Origin of the sequence: Kitasatospora sp. CB01950 (assembly GCF_001905465.1) — a bacterium.
Taxonomy (GTDB): domain Bacteria; phylum Actinomycetota; class Actinomycetes; order Streptomycetales; family Streptomycetaceae; genus Kitasatospora.
The window spans coordinates 134,286-155,278 of the sequence record NZ_LISX01000012.1 but is presented as its reverse complement, the minus strand read 5'-3'; the positions used below and the strand labels follow the sequence as shown (position 1 = coordinate 155,278).

At 73.4% G+C, this 20,993-nt stretch carries 20 protein-coding genes; 15 read left to right on the top strand and 5 right to left on the bottom strand.

Features of this window, described 5'->3' with window-relative positions:
- Nucleotides 1-440: 440 nt before the first annotated feature.
- The 6 genes from AMK19_RS26650 to AMK19_RS26625 all read left to right on the top strand — a co-directional run bounded on the left by AMK19_RS26650 (nt 441) and on the right by AMK19_RS26625 (nt 6,514).
- Nucleotides 441-1,556, top strand: a complete 1,116-nt coding sequence (locus AMK19_RS26650; RefSeq protein WP_073816027.1) for a hypothetical protein — start codon at nt 441-443, stop codon at nt 1,554-1,556.
- Nucleotides 1,553-2,536 (top strand): sugar phosphate isomerase/epimerase family protein, encoded by a 984-nt coding sequence (locus AMK19_RS26645; RefSeq protein WP_073816025.1) that lies wholly within the window; start codon nt 1,553-1,555, stop codon nt 2,534-2,536. The genes AMK19_RS26650 and AMK19_RS26645 overlap by 4 nt, the downstream gene beginning before the upstream one ends.
- Nucleotides 2,526-3,887, top strand: a complete 1,362-nt coding sequence (locus AMK19_RS26640) for a M20/M25/M40 family metallo-hydrolase (protein ID WP_083647381.1) — start codon at nt 2,526-2,528, stop codon at nt 3,885-3,887. Before AMK19_RS26645 ends, AMK19_RS26640 begins: the two co-directional genes overlap by 11 nt.
- Before the next feature lie 85 nt (nt 3,888-3,972).
- Nucleotides 3,973-5,115, top strand: a complete 1,143-nt coding sequence (locus AMK19_RS26635; RefSeq protein ID WP_073816022.1) for an Ldh family oxidoreductase — start codon at nt 3,973-3,975, stop codon at nt 5,113-5,115.
- Nucleotides 5,112-6,080, top strand: coding sequence for a Gfo/Idh/MocA family protein (locus AMK19_RS38255; RefSeq protein ID WP_073816020.1), 969 nt, complete (start codon nt 5,112-5,114; stop codon nt 6,078-6,080). Before AMK19_RS26635 ends, AMK19_RS38255 begins: the two co-directional genes overlap by 4 nt.
- On the top strand, nt 6,077-6,514 hold the full coding sequence (locus tag AMK19_RS26625; protein ID WP_073816018.1) for a DUF6917 domain-containing protein: 438 nt from the start codon (nt 6,077-6,079) through the stop codon (nt 6,512-6,514). The genes AMK19_RS38255 and AMK19_RS26625 overlap by 4 nt, the downstream gene beginning before the upstream one ends.
- A gap of 163 nt (nt 6,515-6,677) precedes the next feature.
- On the opposite strand, the gene AMK19_RS26620 is transcribed toward AMK19_RS26625, so the two are convergent.
- Nucleotides 6,678-7,217, bottom strand: a complete 540-nt coding sequence (locus AMK19_RS26620) for an EF-hand domain-containing protein (protein WP_073816015.1) — start codon at nt 7,215-7,217, stop codon at nt 6,678-6,680.
- Between the two features lie 344 nt (nt 7,218-7,561).
- Between AMK19_RS26620 and AMK19_RS26615 the strand changes: the two genes are divergently transcribed.
- Together AMK19_RS26615 and mmuM are read left to right on the top strand one after the other, a co-directional pair.
- Nucleotides 7,562-8,065 (top strand): carboxymuconolactone decarboxylase family protein, encoded by a 504-nt coding sequence (locus AMK19_RS26615; protein ID WP_241844598.1) that lies wholly within the window; start codon nt 7,562-7,564, stop codon nt 8,063-8,065.
- 49 nt (nt 8,066-8,114) lie between these two features.
- Nucleotides 8,115-9,056, top strand: a complete 942-nt coding sequence (mmuM, locus tag AMK19_RS26610) for a homocysteine S-methyltransferase (protein WP_073816013.1) — start codon at nt 8,115-8,117, stop codon at nt 9,054-9,056.
- A gap of 103 nt (nt 9,057-9,159) precedes the next feature.
- Here the strand turns inward: mmuM and AMK19_RS26605 are convergent, their stop codons facing one another.
- On the bottom strand, nt 9,160-9,645 hold the full coding sequence (locus tag AMK19_RS26605; RefSeq protein WP_073816010.1) for a hypothetical protein: 486 nt from the start codon (nt 9,643-9,645) through the stop codon (nt 9,160-9,162).
- Nucleotides 9,646-9,776: 131 nt separating this feature from the next.
- Here AMK19_RS26605 and AMK19_RS38250 point away from each other — a divergent pair, with 131 nt between their 5' ends.
- The 4 genes from AMK19_RS38250 (at nt 9,777) to AMK19_RS26585 (ending at nt 15,437) form a co-directional block, all read left to right on the top strand.
- Nucleotides 9,777-10,931: a serpin family protein gene (locus tag AMK19_RS38250; RefSeq protein WP_274537001.1), complete on the top strand. Its 1,155-nt coding sequence runs from the start codon at nt 9,777-9,779 to the stop codon at nt 10,929-10,931.
- 172 nt (nt 10,932-11,103) lie between these two features.
- Complete coding sequence (locus AMK19_RS26595) at nt 11,104-11,868, top strand: IclR family transcriptional regulator (RefSeq protein WP_073816005.1); 765 nt, start codon at nt 11,104-11,106, stop codon at nt 11,866-11,868.
- A 392-nt stretch (nt 11,869-12,260) separates the two neighbouring features.
- Nucleotides 12,261-13,784, top strand: coding sequence for a glycerol kinase GlpK (glpK, locus tag AMK19_RS26590; protein ID WP_073816003.1), 1,524 nt, complete (start codon nt 12,261-12,263; stop codon nt 13,782-13,784).
- A 69-nt stretch (nt 13,785-13,853) separates the two neighbouring features.
- On the top strand, nt 13,854-15,437 hold the full coding sequence (locus AMK19_RS26585; RefSeq protein ID WP_073816001.1) for a glycerol-3-phosphate dehydrogenase/oxidase: 1,584 nt from the start codon (nt 13,854-13,856) through the stop codon (nt 15,435-15,437).
- Between the two features lie 88 nt (nt 15,438-15,525).
- Here AMK19_RS26585 and AMK19_RS26580 read toward each other — a convergent pair whose 3' ends face one another.
- Nucleotides 15,526-16,926: a GntT/GntP/DsdX family permease gene (locus AMK19_RS26580; RefSeq protein ID WP_073816000.1), complete on the bottom strand. Its 1,401-nt coding sequence runs from the start codon at nt 16,924-16,926 to the stop codon at nt 15,526-15,528.
- A 58-nt stretch (nt 16,927-16,984) separates the two neighbouring features.
- Nucleotides 16,985-17,509 (bottom strand): gluconokinase, encoded by a 525-nt coding sequence (locus AMK19_RS26575; protein WP_073815999.1) that lies wholly within the window; start codon nt 17,507-17,509, stop codon nt 16,985-16,987.
- Nucleotides 17,510-17,673: 164 nt separating this feature from the next.
- Here AMK19_RS26575 and AMK19_RS26570 point away from each other — a divergent pair, with 164 nt between their 5' ends.
- Together AMK19_RS26570 and AMK19_RS26565 are read left to right on the top strand one after the other, a co-directional pair.
- Nucleotides 17,674-18,372 carry a FadR/GntR family transcriptional regulator gene (locus tag AMK19_RS26570; RefSeq protein WP_073815998.1) on the top strand — a complete coding sequence of 233 codons (699 nt, stop codon included), beginning with the start codon at nt 17,674-17,676 and terminating at the stop codon, nt 18,370-18,372.
- Between the two features lie 158 nt (nt 18,373-18,530).
- A complete protein-coding gene (locus AMK19_RS26565; protein ID WP_143200408.1) occupies nt 18,531-18,848 on the top strand; it encodes a hypothetical protein in 318 nt (105 codons plus the stop codon).
- A gap of 33 nt (nt 18,849-18,881) precedes the next feature.
- Here the strand turns inward: AMK19_RS26565 and AMK19_RS26560 are convergent, their stop codons facing one another.
- Nucleotides 18,882-19,637, bottom strand: a complete 756-nt coding sequence (locus tag AMK19_RS26560; RefSeq protein ID WP_073815994.1) for an AraC family transcriptional regulator — start codon at nt 19,635-19,637, stop codon at nt 18,882-18,884.
- A 54-nt stretch (nt 19,638-19,691) separates the two neighbouring features.
- Between AMK19_RS26560 and AMK19_RS26555 the strand changes: the two genes are divergently transcribed.
- Nucleotides 19,692-20,927 (top strand): MFS transporter, encoded by a 1,236-nt coding sequence (locus AMK19_RS26555; protein ID WP_073815992.1) that lies wholly within the window; start codon nt 19,692-19,694, stop codon nt 20,925-20,927.
- The last annotated feature ends 66 nt before the right edge of the window (nt 20,928-20,993 follow it).

Sequence of the window (20,993 nt, the reverse complement as noted above, 5' to 3'; positions counted from 1 at the left end):
GGGTCGGACGGGGACGGGCGGGTCGGACGAGCGGGTCGGACGGGGGCGGTGCCGCCGGGAGCGGGCGGTGCTGTGTCGGTGGTTCAGGAGGCCTCCGGGCGTAACCGGAAAACGCTTTCCGAACGCCCCGATCGGGTGATGGGAGGCAACCGGAAAGCGCTTTCCGATTCCCTCCCGGAAACTGCGAGAAGAAACCCTCGGACGACCGGCGCACCGATGCACCGCCCGGAGGCACCCCGTTGAATCTATGCCGTGACCATCGCCGTCCACCTCGGGCAAATGACACCTTCACCCGTTCGAATGGCTTGGCATATATGCGAGTTGACGTTCTGGTGGGCCCCGCCGGAAGTGCTGGTTGAATACCCGGCGATGCGATCCCCGCGAATCGGACGGAAGGACGGCGCGCCATGTCGAACGGACTCGGGACCTTACTCGTCGGAATGGGCCGGGCGGGCAGCGGACTCCATCTGCCGGTGCTGCGCCGACTGCGCACGGCCGCCGATTCCGCGCACCTGTTCGCACCCGTACCGATACTCGCGGTCGACCCGCACCGCCGCCCCGCCGCCACCATCGATCTGCGGCCCGTCAGCCTTGCCGAGGCCCCCCGGCTCGCCGACCCCGCCGACACCGTCGTCCATCTCTGCACCCCGCCGACCGAACGGGCCGCCGCGCTCGACACCCTGGGCCGGCTCGGCTACCGGCGCATCCTGCTGGAGAAGCCGTTCGCCGCCGACGCGGCCGGGTTGGACGAACTGCTGGAGCTCCGCGAGCGCCACGCGCTGGACCTGGTGGTGGTCGCCCAGTGGCTCGGCAGCCGACTCACCGACCGGCTGCGCGCCGCACTGGCGAGCGGGGCGTACGGCCCGCTGCGAACGATCCACGTGGTGCAGCGCAAACCTCGATTCTCCCGCTCGCTGGCCGGCGGCGGCCACCCCACCGCGTTCGACATCGAACTGCCGCACTCCCTCGGCCTCTGCCTCTCGCTGGCCGGGTCCGGCCGGGTCACCGGCGCGGGCGGCACCGACATGGTGATCGGCGGGCAGGTACTCCCCCGGCTCGGCACCGCCTGGCTCAACCTCCAGCACGACAGCGGCGCCTGGACCCGGATCCGTTCCGACCTCACCTCCCCCGTCCGGGAGCGCCGGGTCACTCTGGAACTCGCCCACGGCACCCTGATCGGCCACTTTCCCGGCAGCGAGGCCGACGCCTACGCCCGACTGACCGTCATCGACCACAACGGCGAGAGCACCGAACTGCTCCACGACGACTCGCTCAGCACCTTCCTGCATCGCGTGTACGCCTACTTCGCGGCGGGCGGCGCGGCCGCCGGCGCCCATCACCCGCACCCCGACCTGGCGGTCAACTCCCAGGTGGTGCGGCTGCTCGACCAGGCCAAGACGATCGCCGCACAGACCCGCGACGCACAGACCCGCGACGCGCAGGACCGCGCCGCGCAGGACCGCGCCGCGCAGGACCGCGCCGCGCAGGCGGGCAACCCGCAGGCAGGCAGCGCGCCCGCCGACGATGTGCAACGCCGCGCGGCGGCCGCCCGATGACTGCCGCCGCCCCGCGCACCGCGGACCCCGCACCGGAGCCGCCGCTCGGCGACCCGCCGCGCCGGAGCCCCGCCCCGACGATCGGCTTCGGCGGCATCGGCGACGAGGCCGCCCCGAACCTGCCCGGTCAACTCGACGCCCTCGACGAACTCGGCTGGCGCGAGCTGGAGTTGCGGACGGTGGACGGCCGGTGGATTGCCGACCTGCCGCTCGACCGGATCGGCCGGATCGCCGAGACGCTCGCCGCCCGGGGCATCCGGGCGACCGGCCTGGCGTCCCGGATCGGCAACTGGTCCCGCCGGATCACCGACGACTTCGACCAGGACCTGGCGGAACTCGCCGCACTCACCACCCGCGCCGCCGTGCTCGGCACCGACCGGATCCGGGTCATGTCCTACCCCAACGCGGGCCTGTCGGAGCCGGATTGGCGCCGGCGGGCACTGGACCGGCTGACCCGCCTGACCGATCTGGCCGGTCAGCACGGCCTCACCCTGCTGCACGAGAACTGCAGCGGCTGGGCCGGCGCCTCGGCCGAACGCCAACTCGACCTGCTCGTCACGGTGGACAGCCCGGCCCTGCGCCTGCTCTTCGACGCGGGCAACGGCGTCCCGCACGGCTACGACGGATTTCTGATGCTTCGTCAGATTGCCGACCATGTCGCGCACGTGCACATCAAGGACGCGGTGGGCGGCGGCGAGGACACCGCCTACGTGCTGCCCGGCGACGGGACGGCGCGCCTGACGGAGAGCCTGCGCCACCTGCTCGACCGGGGCTGGAGCGGCGGCTGGTCGCTGGAGCCGCACCTCGCCACCCGCCCGCACCAGGGCCTGGCGGCCGACGGCACCGCAGTGAGCGGATTCGTCGCCGCCGGAAGGGCGTTGAGCACGCTGGTGGAGCGCGAACTCCTGCCGTCCACGGTGGGCTGGCGCGCGGTGCCGGGCGGGCTCGGACGCGCGACGGCGGTGACGCGTGAACAGTGACACCGCCACCACATCCACGACCACGACCACGACCACGACCACGACCACGACCACGACCACGACCGAAACGGTCTCGCGAGACGCCCAACTCCGGCAGAGCGAGCGCGACTTGCTGCTCGACCTGTTGCGCCTGCCGACCGCCGGGCCGCTGGAGACCGGCCCCGGCGCGCCACCCCCGCGCCTCCCCGAGGCGCTCGACGTCTACGCGCGGGCGGCGGAGGCGATCGGCCTGGCCGAGGTGCACCGCGGCGCTCCCTCGGCAACGGACCTCGACCGGCCGGACGTGCCGCTCACCGTACGCCAACAGGCCGCCGACGAGGGCTTCTTGGCCTGCCAACCGAGCCTGGTGCTGCGGCTCGGCCCGGAGCTGCCACGGTCGGCGACGGTGATGTTCAACGTGCACCTGGACACGGTGGCCGGCCTGGAGCCGGTCGGCTTCGACGGGCGGCGGTTCACGGGGCGGGGCGCGATCGACGCCAAGGGCCCGGCGGTGGCCCTGTTGGCGGGGATCCGGGCCGCGGTCGCGGCGGAGCCGCTGGTGGGCCGTTCGGTCGGGGTGCTCGTGCAGGCCGTTTCGGGCGAAGAGGGCGGCGCGCTGGGCACGTTCGGCACCCGCCCGTTGGTGGAGGCCGGGTACGTGGGCGCGCTGAACGTGTTCTGCGAACCGACCGGCCTGCGGTATCTGCCCCGGGCCACAGCCGCCGCCACCGCCCGGCTGCGGGTGCGCGGCGAGGACGCGATCGACGACTGCCCGGGCGAGGGCCACAACGCGACCGTACTGCTCGGATTCCTCGCCCAGTTCCTGGCACGGGAATTGACGACCGTCCCGGTTCCCCGCGACCCGGTCTGCGTGGCGGGCCTGAGCACCGGTCCGCTGCACAACCGGGTGTACGGCACGGGCGAGTTGCTGCTCAACCTCCCCTACCGGGACGACCGTTCGGGCCGGCGCGCGGAGCAGACCGTGCAGGCAGCGGTCGAGGCCGGATTGGCCGCGTTCCGGCGGGAGTTCGGCGGGCTGCCGGAGTTCGCCCGGACAGCGGCGGACTGCGCGCGGATCACCCGACTCGACTGGCTCAAGCGCGGCCTGCCCGTCCTGGACAATCGGCATCCCGCCTTCGAGGACCTGCTGACCCGGCAGGCCGGCATCCCCCGACTCCCGGACGACGAACCGGCGTTCACCTGCGACGCGATCTGGACGGCGGGCCTGCCGGACGCGTTCACCGTGGTGCTCGGCCCCGGCGACCTCGGTGCCAACCGGGCGCACGCGGAGGGCGAGTTCGCCGACCTCGCCCAACTCGACGGCTTCGCCTCGGCGGTGGCCCGTCTGCTGGTGGCCTTCGCCCGCCGGTAGCCACCCCGAAAACCCCGAATGCCCATCAACTTGGCTTCTACATAGCCAACTTCACGCACACGACACAGCAAGGAGAGCACCCTTCATGAGCACCGTGACATCCGCGCCCGGCTCCGCCGCTACCCACACCGTTCGCGTCCCGTACGCCGAGCTGCTCCGGTTCACCACCGACGTGTTCACCGCGAACCATCTACCGCCCGAGCGGGCCGAGTTGGCGGCCGAGGCACTGTGCTACGGCGATGCGGCGGGGATGGATTCGCACGGGCTGGTGAATCTGACCCGGCTGTATCTGCCGTTACTGGCGGAGGGGCGGGCCGATCCGCTGGCCGAGCCGGCGGTGGTGGCCGACCGGGGGGCTGCGGTGCTGGTGGACGCGGGGAATGCGCTCGGGCTCTGGCAGGCGGGTGCGGCCATGGAGTTGGCGGCGGAGCGGGCGGCACGGTTCGGCATCGGGCTGGTGTCGGTGCGCCGGGCGACGCACTTCGGCTGCGCGGGGCACCATGCGGCGCGGGTGACCGGGCGCGGCATGATCGGCCTGCTGGCGTCGAACTGCGGGCGGCAGCGGATCGCCCGGCCGCCGGGCGGCGCGGTGGCGCTGCTCGGCACCAACCCGTGGAGCGTGGCCGCTCCGGCGGGCGAACTGCCGCCGTACGTCCTGGACATGAGCACCACGGCCGTTCCGACGGGCCGGGTGCGGGCGGCGGCGCGGGCGGCGCGGCCGATCCCGGAGGGGTGGCTGGCCGACGAGGACGGGCGACCGGTGACGGACCCGGCGGCGTTCGACCGGGGCGAGGCGCACCTGCTGTGGCTGGGGTCGGGTTCGGGCGCCGAGTTCAAGGGGTTCGGGTTGGGGCTGATGGTGGAGGTGTTGGCGGCGATGCTGCCCGGTGCGGGGCTCGGTCCGGAACCGGCGGCGCTGGACGGCGACGGGGGCCCGACCGGCCGGGACGACGACATCGGCCTCTTCGCCCTGGCGATCGCCCCGGCGACGCTCCGCGACCCGGGTCAAGTGGCCGAGGACGCACGGAGGTTGTTCTCCACGGTGCTGGACTGTCCGCCTGCCGGGGGGCAGGTCGGGCCGGTCGTCTACCCGGGTTGGCACGAGGCCCGGCGGACCGCCGAGGCGCACCGTGACGGCGTGCCGCTGGCGGCCCCGCTGCTGGTGGAACTCGCCGCTGTGGCAGAGCAGTTCGGTGTCCGTCCGATCGCCGTGGAGGTGGCGGAGTGAGCGGGCTGCGGGTGGGCGTGATCGGGCTCGGGGTGATCTCGCGGTTCTATCTGGCTGCGCTGGAGAACGTCCCGGGGGTGGATTTGGCGGCGGTGTGCGACCACCAGGCCGAGCTGTTGCGGGAGTTCGAGGGCCGGGTCGGGTGTTTCACGGACCACCGGGCGATGCTGGCGGCGGGCGGGCTGGACGCCGTGGTGGTGACCGTCCCGAACGACCTGCACCTGGCGATCTGCCGGGACGCGCTGCGGGCCGGGCTGCCGGTGTGCGTGGAGAAGCCGTTGGCTCTGCGGGCCTCGGAGGGCGCGGAGTTGGCGGCGCTGGCGGCGGAGCGCCGGGTGCCGTTGTTCACGGCGTTCCACCGGCGGTACAACGCGGCGGTCCGGGAGCTGTGCCGGGCGCTGGCGGGTGCGGCGCCGGTGCGGTCGGTGACGGCGCGGTACTTCGAGCTGATCGAGGAGCATGTCGGCCGGGACCGCTGGTACTTGGACCCGGAGCGCTGCGGCGGCGGCTGCGTCGCCGACAACGGCCCGAACGCTTACGACCTGCTGCGGCTGCTGGCCGGGCCGATGGGCCTGGACGCCGCAGAGGTGGTGCGGGACGGGGACGGGGTGGACCGGCACGCGGTCCTGGAACTGTCGGGTGCGGGCGGGGTCCGCGGCCGGATCGAGCTGGACTGGTCGTACCCGGGCGAACTGAAGGACGTGGCAGTGGAGTTGGCGGACGGATCGGTGCTGCGGGCGGACCTGCTGGCCGGGCACGACGGGTTCAAGCAGTCGCTGTGGCACGAGTACGAGGGCATCGTCACCGCGTTCGCCGGGCTGCTCGCGGGCCACGGCGCGGGGGACGACACGACGGACGACGTGACGGACGACGTGACGGACGACGAGCGGGGCCCGGACGGGGTGGACGCGCTGCGGGTGGTCGAGGCGGCGTACCGCGCCGAGCGCGCGGAGGTGCGCGGATGATCCGGCAGCGCGGGCCCCGACCGGCGGGCGCGGTACGGGAGAACGGTCCGAAGCGGGAGGTGACGGGCACCCTGGTGAAGGTGCTGTTGCACAGCCGGACGGACCGCGGGATGAGCCTGGAGCCGTTCGCCAGCCGCTGCGTGCGGGCCGGCGAGGTGCACGAGCTGGTCACGACCGATCAGCGCGACACTGCGGCGGGGGCACGGATCGACCGGGTCGGGTTCCTCGGCTTCGCGGAGATCGCGAAGGCGGGGGTGCTGGACCGGGGCGACGAGGTGTACGTCGGCGAGCACCGGGTGGGGACGGTGCTGGGCTTCGACGCCTGCCACTTCCCCAACCACTACAACGTGCTGATCGCGGCCGAGCACCTGCTGACCGGAGAGAAGCTGGACCTGCGACCGGAGCTGCCGGTGCGGTTCGTCCCGCGCCTGTGAGGCCCGGCCCGTAGGACGCCCGGCCCGAAGGACACAGGCCCGCACGGCCCCTTGAATCCAAGCACAGGCCCGCCGCACGACGAAGGCCCGGAGCGGGGGGCGCCTTCCCCACTCCGGGCCCGGGTGCGTCAGCGTCGAGCCGTCACCGGCCGCGCGGCGTCACTCAGCGGCCGAGCAGCGGAACGTCGAGGTCGCCCAGGTGGTAGGCGCGGACGGCGCTGACCAGCTCGTCGACGGACAGCTGGCCGTCGCCGTTGGCGTCGATCTGGCGGAAGGCCTCGGCGGGCTGGACGCCCTCGACACCGATGGCGTCCAGCCAGGTCTTGAACTCGGCCGGGTTGACCTGGCCGTCGCCGTCCACGTCGACCAGCTCGACCATGGCCTGGATGGTCGGCTTGACGACCTGGCCGAAGCCGGCGCCGCCGTTCTCCAGGATGTGCTCCTCGGCGATGTGGTTGAACTGCTCGGGGGTGAGCGCGCCGTCCTGCTCGTCGATGCCGGCCTTGTCGGCGAAGAAGCCCCACATGCCGAGGTAGGCCTCGGTCAGCGCCCGGCCGGCCGGGGAGGTCGGGACCTCGCCGAAGGCCTGCAGGATGCGCTGGGCCTCGGCGTCCCAGTCGGCCCGGTCGATCTGGCCGTCGCCGTTCACGTCCCAGAGGTCGAAGCGCTTCTGGGTGCGGTCGGCCTGCACGGAGTTGGTCATGGTGGGTTCTCCTGGTGAGTCTGTTGCGGGCGGCGTCCGCCGGTCCAGGGACAGGGCCGACGGATGTCGCCCGCCGGGGTTCGAAGAGTGGCCATCACACAATCGGTGCGGTTGGCCACGGAACGTCACACTACCGACAGGACGTGCTCCGGTTCCCGGGCGTGTGGCCAACCGGGTGACATACTCCACGAATTGACTGACCGTCAGGTTCAGGACCGTTGAACTCCAAGGCCTCAGACACGATGTGGGGACACGGTCAACGACTCCTCAAGGGGTCTCCCGAGTGGGTGATCGAGGCGCGGTTCGACGCCGTCGGACCCACCGCGGGCCTCTACTCTCGCGCTGTGACCGAGACTTCTGCACCCGGGACGACGGGGACGCTCCCCCCGCTCCGCCCGCTCCCGCTGATCGAACTCGCCCCGCAGGCCTTCGCCGCCGTGCACGCCCTGCACGCCGCCGTCGAAGAGGCCGCGACGACGGCCGGGCTGGAACCGCTGCTGCTGGAGCTGGTACGGCTGCGCTGCTCGCAGCTGAACGGCTGCACCTACTGTGTGGACCTGCACACCGCGGCCGCCCGGAAGGCCGGCGAGACCGACGAACGGCTGGGCCTGCTGGCGGCCTGGCGGGAGTCCGGCCCGCTGTTCACCCCCCGTGAGTACGCCGCGCTGGCCCTCGCGGAGGCGGTCACCCGGCTTCCGGACCACGCAGAGGGCGCACGGGCGCAGCGTGAAGCGCGCGCGGAGCTGTCCGATCCGGAGGCGGCGTTCGTGGCGTGGGCGGCGACGGTGGTCAACGCGTACAACCGGATCGCGGTCACCTCCCGCCCGGTGCCGGCCGCCGAGGGCTGACCGGTCGCGCGGGTTCGCCCGGTGGCGGGCGGTGCGGCAGGCTGGAGGGATGGCGACGACTTTCGGCGGTTTCGCGGCGGCGACGGCGGCGGCGGGAGCGACTGCGACCGGACCGGTGGTGCTGGACGGCGGGCTGTCCGCGCAACTGGCCGCGCAGGGCTGCGATCTGTCGGACGCGCTGTGGTCCGCACGGCTGCTGCTGGACGATCCCGGGCAGCTGGTGGCGGCGCACCGGGCGTTCTTCGAGGCGGGCGCGCAGGTGGCGACCACGGCGAGCTACCAGGCGAGTCGGGTGGGTTTCGCGGCGCGCGGCGTCGGCGCGGCCACGGCGGACCGACTGCTGACGTTGAGCGTGGAGTTGGCGCGCCAGGCGGCCGAGGAGGTGTCGGCGGAGCTGGGTGACGGCCGGACGCGGTGGGTGGCGGCGTCGGTCGGTCCGTACGGGGCGGTGTTGGCGGACGGCTCCGAGTACCGGGGTCATTACGGCTTGTCCGCCGCCGAGTTGACCGCTTTCCACCGCCCCCGGTTGGAGGTGCTGGCGGCCGCCGGGCCGGACGTGCTGGCGGTGGAGACGGTGCCGGACCTGTTGGAGGCGTCCGTCCTGGCGGAGTGCGTCCGGGAGTTGGGGCTGCCGGCGTGGTTCTCGTTCGGCGCGGCGGACGGTCTGACGCGGGGCGGTGAGCCGTTGGCAGAGGCGTTCGCCTTGCTGGCGGACGTGCCGGAGGTGGTGGCGGTTGGCGTCAACTGCTGTGCGCCGCAGGGGGTTTCGGCGGCAGTGCGGCTGGCGGTGGAGGTGACGGGCCGGCCGGCGGTGGCGTACCCGAACAGCGGCGAGGACTGGGACGCGACGAACCGCGACTGGGCGGGTCCGGCCGCCTTCGACCCCGCCGACGCCCCGTCCTGGGTCGCGGCGGGCGCCCAACTGGTGGGCGGCTGCTGCCGGGTGGGCCCGGACCGGATCGCGGAACTGGCGGCGACGCTCGGCGGGTGACCGCCAACTGGCCGGGCGCGGAAGGCCGTTCCGACGCGGGTGGACCCCGGCCGATGCGGAGCAGCCGTGCGTGCCCTGGCAGTCCGCCCGGCCGGAGGTATCGTCAGGCTGCGCCGTCGGCGGTGCTCCTGGCGGTTCCGAGCTCGGCGCGCCGGCGGCTGACGGACGCGACGAGGTCGTCGAGGTCGCACTCGATGTCGGTGTTGTGGATCGGTGCGAAGTCGTCGATCCGGCTCGCCGTCTCGGCGATGTCCGACGGGTGGAAGCTCCAGCCTTCGATCATGCTCCACCCGGCCTCCTCCACGACCCGGCTTCCATCCCGGTTCGACACGTGCAGCCAGGCGGCGCACCGGTCGGAGAAGTCGAACGGCAGGAAGACCGGGCGCCCGAGGACCCGCAGCCGTTCGAGCTGCTCCAGCCACTGGTCGAGAAGCCGGCCGAGGCCCGCGCCGTGGGTCTCGTCGATGGCGAGGTAGTACGAGTCGCAGACGTGCCGCCAGACGCCGAGCCTCTGCAGGAGGTCGCCGTGGACGCTGCGGTCGGTGGTGCGGGAGAAGTGGAGCGGGACGTGGGCGGTCAGGTGTTGCACCGTACGGCCGCCGCGTGGCCGCCCGCCTTCGGATATGCCGCCGAGCCCGGGTGGGGGCAGGGACGATGGGCGCGGTGGGTGGTCGGTGGAGAGAGTGGAGAGAGGGGTCCGAGGTGCGGGTGGTCGGGTTGGTGAATGGGCTCGGGGTGTGCTGGGGGCGGGAGTTGGGGTTCGAGCGCGGGCAGGTGTGGACGGCGGTGGGGGTGTGGCCGCTGTTGGGGATGTTGGCGGCGGGGGCGGACGGGCCGGTGCGGGAGGAGCTGGCGGGGGCGTTGGGGGTGTCGGCGCAGGAGGCTCCGGCGGCGGCGCGGGAGGTGTTGGCGTCGGTGCGGCGGGTGCCGGGGTGTGCGGCGGCGCTCGGGGTGTGGACGGCGGAGCGGACCGAGGTCGAGGCCGGCTGGGTGGAGCAGCTGGGCGAGTCGGTGTGGGGGCGGTTGACGGGTGATCCGGACGTCGATCGGGCCGCGCTGGACGCGTGGGCGGCGGAGCGGACCGGCGGTCTGCTGCGGCGGATGCCGGTGGACGTCGTGGGGGCGGATCTGGTGCTGGCGTCGGCGGTGGCGGTGCGGACCAGGTGGGTGGCGCCGTTCCGTCCGGCGCGGCGGCGGGTGGCCGAAGGTCCGTGGGGGCGGCGGGAGTTGATGATGCTGGAGGCGTCCGGGGCGGAGTGGTACGAGCGGATCGCGGTGGCGGAGACTTCGGCGGGCCCGGTGACGGAGGTCCGGGTGGTCGGGGACGGCGAGGTGGACGTCCATCTGGTGCTGGGCGAGGAGGGTGCGGCGCCGGGGGCGGTGGTGGCGGCCGGGTTCGGGCTGGTGTCGGGCGAGTCGTGGCGGATGCCGGTGGCGGGCCTGTCGGACGGGGAGCCGTGGCCGGGGCTGGAGTTGGCGACGGTCGACGCGTCGAAGCCCGGCGATGTCGGTGAGTTGCGGACCGTGGGCTTCACGGTCCGGGCCGAGCACGACCTGCTGGCGCGCGCGGAGCTGTTCGGGCTGCGGACGGCCGCGCAGGACGGCGACTGGTTCCGCGGCATCAGCGGGAGCGCGCCGTTGAAGGTGTCGCAGGCGAAGCAGGTGGCGGTGGCGGAGTTCTCGGCGGAGGGCTTCGAGGCGGGTGCGGTGACGGCGGTGGCGATGACCAGGTCCGCCGGGCTGATGATCCGGCGGTTCCGGGCGCGTCGGGCGGTGGCGCGCTTCGACCGGCCGTTCGCGTTCCTGGCGGTGCACCGTCCCTCGGGTCTGGTGCTGGTGGCGGGCTGGGTGGCGGATCCGGCCGCAGCGGCGTGAGGCCCGCGCGAGACCGGCGTGAGGCCCGGGTGAGGCCTGCGCGACGCCCGGGTGAGGCCGATGTGACGCCCGGGTGAGGCCGGTGTGAGGTTCCGGGGTCGCCGGGGTAGTACGGTCGGAGGACGTCAGGTGGGGTCGGCATGGCCGACCGGTGGTCAGTGGAGGTGGGCCGGTGCCCGGTGCGATCCAGTCGCTGTCGCGGGCGGCCGCGATCCTGCGCCTGTTGGCGGGCGGGGAGCGGCGGCTCGGCCTGTCGGAGGTGGCGACGGGGCTGGGGTTGGCGAAGGGCACGGCGCACGGCATTCTGCGCACGCTGCAGCAGGAGGGGTTCGTCGAGCAGGACCCGGACAGCGGCAAGTACCAGTTGGGGGCGGAGCTGTTGCGGCTCGGCCAGAGCTATCTGGACGTGCACGAGCTGCGGGCCCGGGCGCTGGTGTGGGCGGACGACCTGGCGCGGGCGGCCGGCGAGACGGTGTACCTGGGGGTGCTGCACCAGCGGGGGGTGCTGGTGGTGCACCACGTGTTCCGGCCGGACGACACCCGGCAGGTGCTGGAGGTCGGTTCGATGCAGCCGTTGCACGCGACGGCGCTGGGCAAGGTGCTGCTGGCGTACGACCCGGTGGCGCGCGGCGAGTTGGGCGACGGGCCGTGGGAGGCGTTCACGCCCCGGACGGTGACCGAGCCGGCGGCGCTGGACGCGCAGTGCGCGCTGGTGCGGGAGCGCGGCTGGGCGGACGCGGTCGAGGAGACCTGGGAGGGGGTGGCTTCGGTGGCGGCGCTGATCCAGGACCGGCGGCGCAATCCGGTGGGCGCGGTGTGCGTGAGCGGCGCGGTGGAGACGGTGTGCGAGGGCGGCGCGGTGCGGCCCTCGCTGGTGGCGTCGGTGCGGACGGCGGCCCGGGCGATCTCGCGGGACCTCGGCGCGCACCGGTTCTGAAGCGCGACCGACCCGAAGCACGACCGGCCGCAGCAAAACCGACCCGAAGCACGACCGGCCCGAGGCACGACCGAATCACGACCAACCCGAAGCACGACCGAAGAGCAACCGAAAGCACGACCGAAGAGCAATCAGTCGATCGGGCCGCAGCGGGTGACCGTTCGACGGCAGGGCGTGATCATGAACGCGTCGCGTGTCACAACGCCTTGACGTCGGGCGTCCGGCTGCTGTTGGCTTCCAAACGTCGGTCGACATTGTCGAACGGCGGCTGGAGGGTCCGGGCGTGCCGCGCCCCTCGCGTGGTTTGCCGGACCCGCGCGCACGGGGACTGACGAAGAGTCACCCCGCGCCCGTTGACGTCCACCCGTCCCCGAGCCGAGCCGAGGAACCGCATGACTGCCAGCTACATCGCCGCGATCGACCAGGGCACCACGTCCAGCCGGTGCATCCTGTTCGGGGCGGACGGCCGGATCGTCGCCGTCGAGCAGCAGGAGCATGCGCAGATCTTTCCGCAGCCGGGCTGGGTGGAGCACGACGCGGCGGAGATCTGGACGCGGGTGCAGGCGGTGGTGCGGGGCGCGCTGGAGAAGGCGGGGCTGACCCGGGAGGACATCCGGGCGGTCGGCATCACCAACCAGCGCGAGACCACCGTCCTGTGGGACCGGCACACCGGCGAGCCGGTGCACCACGCGATCGTCTGGCAGGACACCCGCACCGAGGCGCTCTGCCGGGAGCTGGGCCGCAATGTCGGCCAGGACCGGTTCCGCCGGGAGACGGGGCTGCCGCTGGCGAGCTACTTCGCGGGTCCGAAGATCCGCTGGCTGCTGGACAACGTCGAGGGTCTGCGCGAGCGCGCCGAGGCCGGGGACATCCTGTTCGGCACCATGGACACCTGGGTGATCTGGAACCTGACGGGCGGCGTGCACGGCGGCCGGCACGTCACGGACGTCACCAATGCCTCACGCACCCTGCTGATGAACCTGCACACCCTGGAGTGGGACGAGCGGATCGCCGAGTCGATCGGCGTGCCGATGGCGATGCTGCCGCAGATCCGCTCCTCCGCCGAGGTGTACGGCGAGGCGGTCGGCGTGCTGGCGGGCGTGCCGGTCGCGGCGGCGCTCGGCGACCAGCAGGCGGCGCTGTTCGGCCAGACCTGCTTCGACGTCGGCGAGGCCAAGTCGACGTACGGCACCGGCACGTTCCTGCTGCTGAACACCGGCGAGCGGATCGTCAACTCGTACCACGGGCTGCTCACCACGGTCGGCTACCGGATCGGCGAGCAGCCGCCGGTGTACGCGCTGGAGGGGTCGATCGCGGTCACCGGTTCGCTGGTGCAGTGGCTGCGCGACCAGCTCGGCATCATCTCGACGGCCGCCGAGATCGAGACCCTGGCGGGCACCGTCGAGGACAACGGCGGCGCGTACTTCGTGCCCGCGTTCTCCGGCCTGTTCGCCCCGTACTGGCGTTCCGACGCGCGCGGCGTGATCACCGGCCTGACCAGGTACGTCACCAAGGGCCACCTGGCGCGGGCGGTGCTGGAGGCGACCGCCTGGCAGACCCGCGAGGTGGTGGACGCCATGCAGAAGGACTCCGGTGTCACGCTGACCGCGCTGAGGGTCGACGGCGGCATGACCTCCAACAATCTGCTGATGCAGAACATCGCGGACGTCCTGGACGTCCCGGTGGAGCGCCCGTACGTCGCCGAGACCACTGCGCTCGGCGCGGCCTACGCGGCCGGCCTGGCGGTCGGCTTCTGGGACGGGCCGGACACCCTGCGCGCCAACTGGCACCGGGCCGCCGAGTGGACGCCCCGGATGGACGCGGCGACCCGCGAACGCGAGCACCGCAACTGGCTGAAAGCGGTGGAGCGCACCATGGGCTGGATCGAGCAGGACGACGAGCAGCCGCAGCTCTGACGCCCTGTCAGAGACCCATCACCGAAAGGAGACGCGGACCGGCCGCGTACCGGGCCCGCCGCACACACCATGGCAAGCATCCCGACCCTGGGCGCCGAGCGCGCCGCCGGCCGCGTCGCCTCCCGCGCCGCCACTCGCGACCTGCTCGGCCGGGCCCGCTACGACCTGCTGGTGATCGGCGGCGGCATCCTCGGCACCGCCACCGCGTGGACGGCCGCCCAGGCGGGTCTGAAGGTGGCCATGGTGGACGCCGGGGACTTCGCCAACGCCACCTCCTCCGCGTCCTCCAAGCTGGTCCACGGCGGGCTGCGCTACCTGCAGACCGGCGCGGTCAAGCTGGTCGCCGAGAACCACAAGGAGCGCCGGGCGCTGGCCACCGACGTGGCCCCGCACCTGGTCAACCCGCTGACCTTCTTCGTCCCGGTCTACGAGGGCGGCCCGCACTCGGCGCCCAAGCTCGGCGCGGGCGTGTTCCTGTACTCGGCGCTGTCGGCGTTCCGCGACGGCCTGGGCCGGGTGGTCTCCCCCGCGGTGGCGGCCCGCGCGGTGCCGGGGCTGCGCACCGAGGGCCTGCGGCGGGTCGCGGTCTACGGCGACCACCAGATGAACGATGCCCGGATGGCCGTGATGACGGTCCGCGCGGCGGTCGACGCGGGCGCGGTGGTGCTCAACCACGCCGAGGTGACGGGCCTGCGCTTCACCCGCGGCCGGGTGACGGGCGCGGAGGTCCGCGACCGCCTCGACGGCGCCGAGTTCGGCATCGACGCCCGCCTGGTGCTGAACGCCACCGGCCCGTGGGTGGACCACCTGCGGCGGATGGAGTTCGCGGGCGCCGAGCCGTCGATCCGGCTGTCGAAGGGCGCGCACGTGGTGCTGCGCCGGCAGGCGCCGTGGCGGGCCGCGCTGACCATCCCGATCGACCAGTACCGGGTGTCCTTCGCCATCCCGTGGGAGGACCACGTCCTGCTCGGCACCACCGACGAGGAGTACACCGGCGACCCGCTGGACGTGCGTCCCACCGACGCGGACGTCGACCAGATCCTGTCCGAGGCGGGCCACGCGGTGCGCGACGAGCACCTGCGGCGCGAGGACATCACGTACGCCTTCGCGGGCCTGCGGGTGCTGCCGGGCGGCCCGGGGGCGACGGCTGCGGCCAAGCGGGAGACGGTCGTCACCGAGGGCCGGGCCGGGATGCTGTCGGTGGCGGGCGGCAAGTGGACCACCTACCGGCACATCGGCCGGGTGGTGCTGGAGAAGCTGAAGCACGCGCGCGGCGTGGGCCTCGCCGAGGACGTCTCGCCCATCCCGGCGACCGTGCCGCTGCCCGGCATCGGCGCCCCGCAGGCCGTCGCGCACCGCCTGCTGATGGACCGCGAGCCGGGCTCCCGGATGGACCCGCTGGTGGCCCGCCACCTCGCCACCCACTACGGCACGCTGTCCTTCGAGATCGCCCGGCTTCTCGCCGACCGCCCCGAACTCGGCGCCCGGGTCCACCCGGACGGGCCGGACGTGTGGGCGCAGGTGGTGTACGCGGCCGAGCAGGAGTGGGCGTACACGGTGGACGACGTGCTGCGGCGGCGCACCACGCTGACGGTGCGCGGGCTGGACACCGAGGAGGTCCGCAAGCGGACCGCGGAGCTGCTGGCGCGGTAGACGCACGACGACGCCCTCCGGGAGAGAAGCGGGATCCGGAGGGCGTCGCGGTCTGTGGGGTACTGCGCGTGGGACGGGGTGCTGCGCGCTAGATGATCAGGCTCAGCGGCATGATCAGGGCGATCGCGACCACCGAGATCACCGTCTCCATCATCGACCAGGACTTCAGCGTCTGGCCGACGCTCATCCCGAAGTACTCCTTCACCAGCCAGAACCCGGCGTCGTTGACGTGCGACAGGAACAGCGAGCCGGCGCCGATGGCCAGCACCAGCAGCGCGGCGTGGGTGGTGGACATGTCGGCGGCCAGCGGGGCGACGATGCCGGCGGCGGTGATGGTGGCGACGGTGGCGGAGCCGGTCGCGAGGCGGATCAGCACGGCGATCAGCCAGCCGAGCAGCAGCGCGGAGATGTGCCACTTGGCGGACCACTCGCTGACGGCGTTGCCGACGCCGACGTCGATCAGGGTCTGCTTGAAGCCGCCGCCCGCGCCGACGATGAAGACGATGCCGGCGATCGGGCCGAGCGAGCTGCCGACCGTCTCGGAGATCCTGCCCTTGTCGAACCCGGCCGCCTTGCCGAGGGTGACCATGGCGAGCAGGGTCGCGGCGAGCAGCGCGATCAGCGGGGAGCCGATGAAGTCGAAGAACCGCTGGACGCCGGCCTTCGGGTCGTCGACGACCACGTCGGCGAGGGCCTTGCCGAGCATCAGCACGACCGGCAGCAGGATGGTGGCGAGGACGGCGCCGAAGCGCGGGGTCTTCTCGCGCTCGACGGTGTCCACGGGGGTGGTGTCGGCGGGGATCTCCAGCGGGCCGACCCAGCGCTGGGCGACCCGGGAGAACAGCGGGCCGGCCACGATCAGGGTGGGCACGGCGATCAGCAGGCCGAGCGCCAGGGTGACGCCGAGGTCGGCCTTCAGGGCGTCCACGGCGACCAGCGGGCCGGGGTGCGGCGGGACCAGGCCGTGCAGCACGGACAGGCCGGCCAGCGCGGGGATGCCGATCCGCATCAGCGGGACGTTGCCGCGGCGGGCGACCAGCAGCACGATCGGGATCAGCAGGACGACGCCGACCTCGAAGAACAGCGGCAGGCCGAGCACGGCGGCGATCAGCGCCATCGCCCAGGGCAGCATCTTCGGGCCGGTCCGGGCGAGCACCGTGTCGGCGATGATGTTGGCGCCGCCGGAGTCGGCGAGCAGCTTGCCGAGCATCGCGCCGAGGCCGATCAGCAGGCCGACGGAGGCGACGGTGGAGCCGAAGCCGGTGGAGAAGCTGCTCAGCAGCTTGTCGAACGGCGCGCCGGCGACGGCGGCGAGCAGGCCCGAGCCGAGGGTCAGCGCCAGGAACGGGTGCAGCTTGAACTTGGTGATCAGCAGCACGATCGCGCCGATGCTGAGCAGCACCGCGACCAGCAGTTGGCCGTCGCTGTCCGTGTGGGGAAGTGCCGGCGCGGCGGCGGCCAGCAGGGTGGGGGTCACGCGAGTCTCCATTGACGGGCCGTCACCGACCGGGTCCTGACCGGGCGGCGGCGGTGTGACGAGGTGGGGGTCAGTTCGGCAGGCCGGCGACGGCGCGTTCGACGAGCGTGTCGGGGTCGGCGTCGACGTCCAGTACGAGGCCGATCTCGTCCGCCCGGAGCGGTTCGAGGGTGGCGTACTGGGAGTCCAGCAGCGAGGGCGGCATGAAGTGGCCGGTGCGGTGGGCGATGCGGTCGCCGACCAGCTCGTGACTGCCGGACAGGTGCAGGAAGAACGCCTCGGGGCAGGCGTCCCGCAGGATGTCGCGGTAGCTGCGCTTGAGGGCGGAGCAGGTGACGACGCCGCCGGTGCCGGCCTCGGCCCGCTCGCCGAGCCATGCGCCGAGGGCGCGCAGCCAGGGTTCGCGGTCCTGGTCGTCCAGCGGTGTCCCGGCGCTCATCTTGGCGATGTTGGCGGCGGGGTGGAAGTCGTCGGCCTCGGCGTACGGAAGGCCGAGCCGGTGGGCGAGCAGTCGGGCGACGGTGGTCTTCCCGACTCCGGAGACGCCCATCACCACGATGACGGGCGGCTGCTGGTTCTCGACGTTGAGAGCCATGGGTGGTGCTCCTGTCCTTGCCTGGTCACGGGCAAGGTAGACCCAAAGGTATGACTTATTCAAGCTGCCGAAACCCAATCGTCATACTTGTCTGCCTCGCTCCTGCATCGCCGCAGGTGGGAGCCCTTGGTGGCCGGGTGTGACGTCGCCGATAGGCTGGCGGAATGGAGATCCAGGGCCTGCCCGGCCGACTGCTTGCCCACCTCGGCCCGGCGATCGCCTCCGGCGAACTGCCCGCCGGCACCGTGCTGCGCGCCGAGGAGCTGGAGGCGCAGCACGGGGTGTCCCGCACGGTGGTGCGGGAGGCGGTGCGAATCCTGGAGTCGATGCGGATGGTCGAGCCGCGACGCCGGGTCGGCATCACGGTGCGGCCGCGCGGCGACTGGGACGTCTTCGACCCGCTGGTGATCCGCTGGCGGCTGGCCGGCGCGGACCGCTCCGCGCAGTTGCGCTCGCTCGGTTCGCTGCGGGTCGCGGTGGAGCCGGCCGCGGCGGCACTGGCGGCGCGCAACGCCAGCGACGACGACCGGCGGGAGCTCGGCGCGCTGGCCGTCGAGCTGACCGTCACCGCCCGGGCGGCGGACCTGGAGTCCTTCCTCGCACACGACATCGCCTTCCACGCGGCGGTGCTGCGGGCGTCCGGGAACGAGATGTTCGCGCACCTCAAGGACACCGTCGGCGCGGTGCTGACCGGCCGCACCGAGCACCGCCTGATGCCGCACCGGCCGCGCGAGTACGCGGTGCAGCTGCACCGGGAGGTCGCCGAGGCGATCTGCGCGGGCGAGCCGGAGGCGGCCGAGCGGGCGATGCGCACCATCGTGGTCGGCGCGCTGGAGGAACTGGACGCGACCCTCACCAACTGACTCCCCGTCGGGCCCTCTTGCCGGGCGGAATACGATCCTGAACGGGGGGTTGACGGTCCGTCGACACGCGACACGCCCGGTTTGAGTGGAATTCAGCCGGGTAGCGGCATACCTTCACCCCTACAGGGGCAACCTGGGGTCCGACAGGGGGTGGGGCGATGGCGCGTCGTCGGCGCAGGCGGCTGCCGGACGAGGTGCGGGCCGCCGCCGTCCGGGCGGGCCTGGCATTCGCGTTCACGGTGGTGACGGTGATAGTCGCCGTGCTGGCCTCCTGGTCGCACACCGGCCTGATCGTGCCCGCGCTGGCGCTGATGGCGATGGGCGTCTTCGTCCTGGTCTGGTGCCTGATAGACGTGGTGGTCTCCCGCCAGGTCGCTGCCTCCCGCCATCGCACGCCCAACTCGACCGGCCCGCTGGACGGTTCGCGCGAACGCGCCCACCGTCGGAACGGCCGCCCGTCGGCGTACGGGAGCTGACCACGCCCTACGGGTACGGGAGCCGACCGTCCGTCACTGCTGCTGGTGGCGGCCCGGGGTGGTGCCGAACGCGTGCCGGAACGCCTCGATGAACGCGCTCGGCGAGCGGAACCCGCAGGCCGCGGCGGTGGACGTCACCGAGCGTCCCTGCGCGAGCAGCACCAGGGCGTGCTGGAGGCGCAGTTGGGTGCGCCACTGCGGAAAGCCCAGGCCGAGCTCGCGGCGGAACAGCCGGCTCAGGGTGCGCTCCCCCGCCCCGACGGCCCGGCCGAGTTCGGCCAGCGAACGCCCGTCGGAGGGGTCGGCGGTGAGCAGCGCGGCGAGGTCGCGCAGGCGCGGGTCGGTGGGCTGCGGCAGGCCGAGCGGCAGTTCGGGGGCGTGCGCGAGCTGGTCCAGGGCGGCCAGTTCGAGCGTCCGGGCGGGCCGTCCGGTGGGCGCGTCCGGGCCGGTCAGGTGCGCGACGATCTCCCGCAGCAGCGGGGTGACGGCCAGCACGGCGGGCGCGGACAGGCCCAGCGGGTTCGTCCCCGCCGGATACACCAGGCACCTCAACTCGCTGGGCCCGTGCGCCCGGTGGGTGTGGGCCACCCCGGCCGGCAGCCACACCGCGCGGTGCGGCGGCACCACCCAGCGGCCGTGCGGCGTGCTGACCTCCAGCACGCCGAGACCCGGCGCGATCAGCTGGTTGACGTCGTGCCAGTGCCAGTCGATGCGTTCGTGGTGCGCCAGGGGGTGACGGCTCGGGCCGGTCTCCTTCTGGTGCGGTGGCAATTGGCGGGCCGGCGACATGAGTTGGCAGAGTAGCGGAAGCCTGCCTGCCGGTGCGGCGGCCACGCTGGGTCCATGACGATGCAACAGGCCGGCGTGTGGCGCCGGATGAGACTGTGGGGCGCGGCGCACGCCGTGGACGACCTGTACCAGGGGCTGGTGCCGGCCGTCGTCCCGTACTTCGTGCTGGAACGCGGCTACGGCTACGTCGCCGCGGGCGGGTTGACGCTCGCCGCCACCCTCGGCAGCGCGGTACCGCAACCGCTGGTCGGGCTGCTGGTGGACCGCCGCCCGCTGCCGTGGCTGTCCGCCGCCGGCCTGGCCCTGGCCGGGCTCGGCGTCGGCCTGAGCGGACTCGCCGACGGCTACGCCCTGGTGTGGCTGCTGGTGCTGCTCTCCGGTCTCGGGGTGGCGGCGTTCCACCCGGCGGCGGGGCGGGCGGCCCGGGAGGCGGCGGGCGACAGCGCGAGTGCGATGAGCGTCTTCGCGGCGGGCGGCAGCGTCGGCTTCTTCCTCGCTCCGGTGCTCGCCACTCCGCTGCTCGCCGCGTGGGGCGTCCGGGCGACGGCGGTGTTCGTGCTGCCCGCCCTCGCGATGGCCGCCGTCCTGTTCCGGGCCCGCCACCGCCGGTACGGGGGCCCCGGCGGTTCGGCCGTCCGGACGGGGAAGGACCGGTGGCGGCCGTTCCTGGTGCTGACGGGCGTCGAGATCGTCCGCTCGGTCGCCTTCTTCGGGGTCAGCACCTTCATCGAGCTGTACTGGCTCCGCCACCTCGGCGCCTCCCACCTGCTGGCGGGCGCGGCCCTGACCTGCTTCCTGTTCGGCGGCGTCGTCGGCACCCTCGGCGGCGGACGCCTCGCCGACCGGATCGGCATGGTCCGCACCGCGCAGTGGGGCACGGCGCTCACCGCCCCCGCACTGCTGCTCCTCCGGGTGACGCCGGGTCCGTGGGCGCCGCTCCTCTTCGCCGTGCTGGCGGGCGCGATGCTCAACCTGCCGTTCGCCGTCCTGGTCAAACTCGGCCAGGACTACCTCCCCACCCGCCCCGGCACCGCCGCCGGCGTCACCCTCGGCCTCGCCGTCAGCGTCGGCGGCCTGCTCGCCCCGCTCTTCGGCCTCATCGCCCAGTCCCACGGCCCGGAGGGCGTTCTCGCGGTCCTGCCGGCGGTTCCGCTGGTGGGGGTGCTGCTCGGGATGTTCATGGTGGAGCCGGACAAAATGGCAGGAGGGCTCGAGACCAGTGAGAGCACAACCGGGGGCGCGGGGAACTGCGCGAAGCGGAAGGCGCCCACCGGCAGGATCGCGAGATAGTGCAACTCCCCCTCCTGCGTCGCGATCTGGCTGATGGTGCACGCTCGGCCGCGCCGTTCCGCGCCC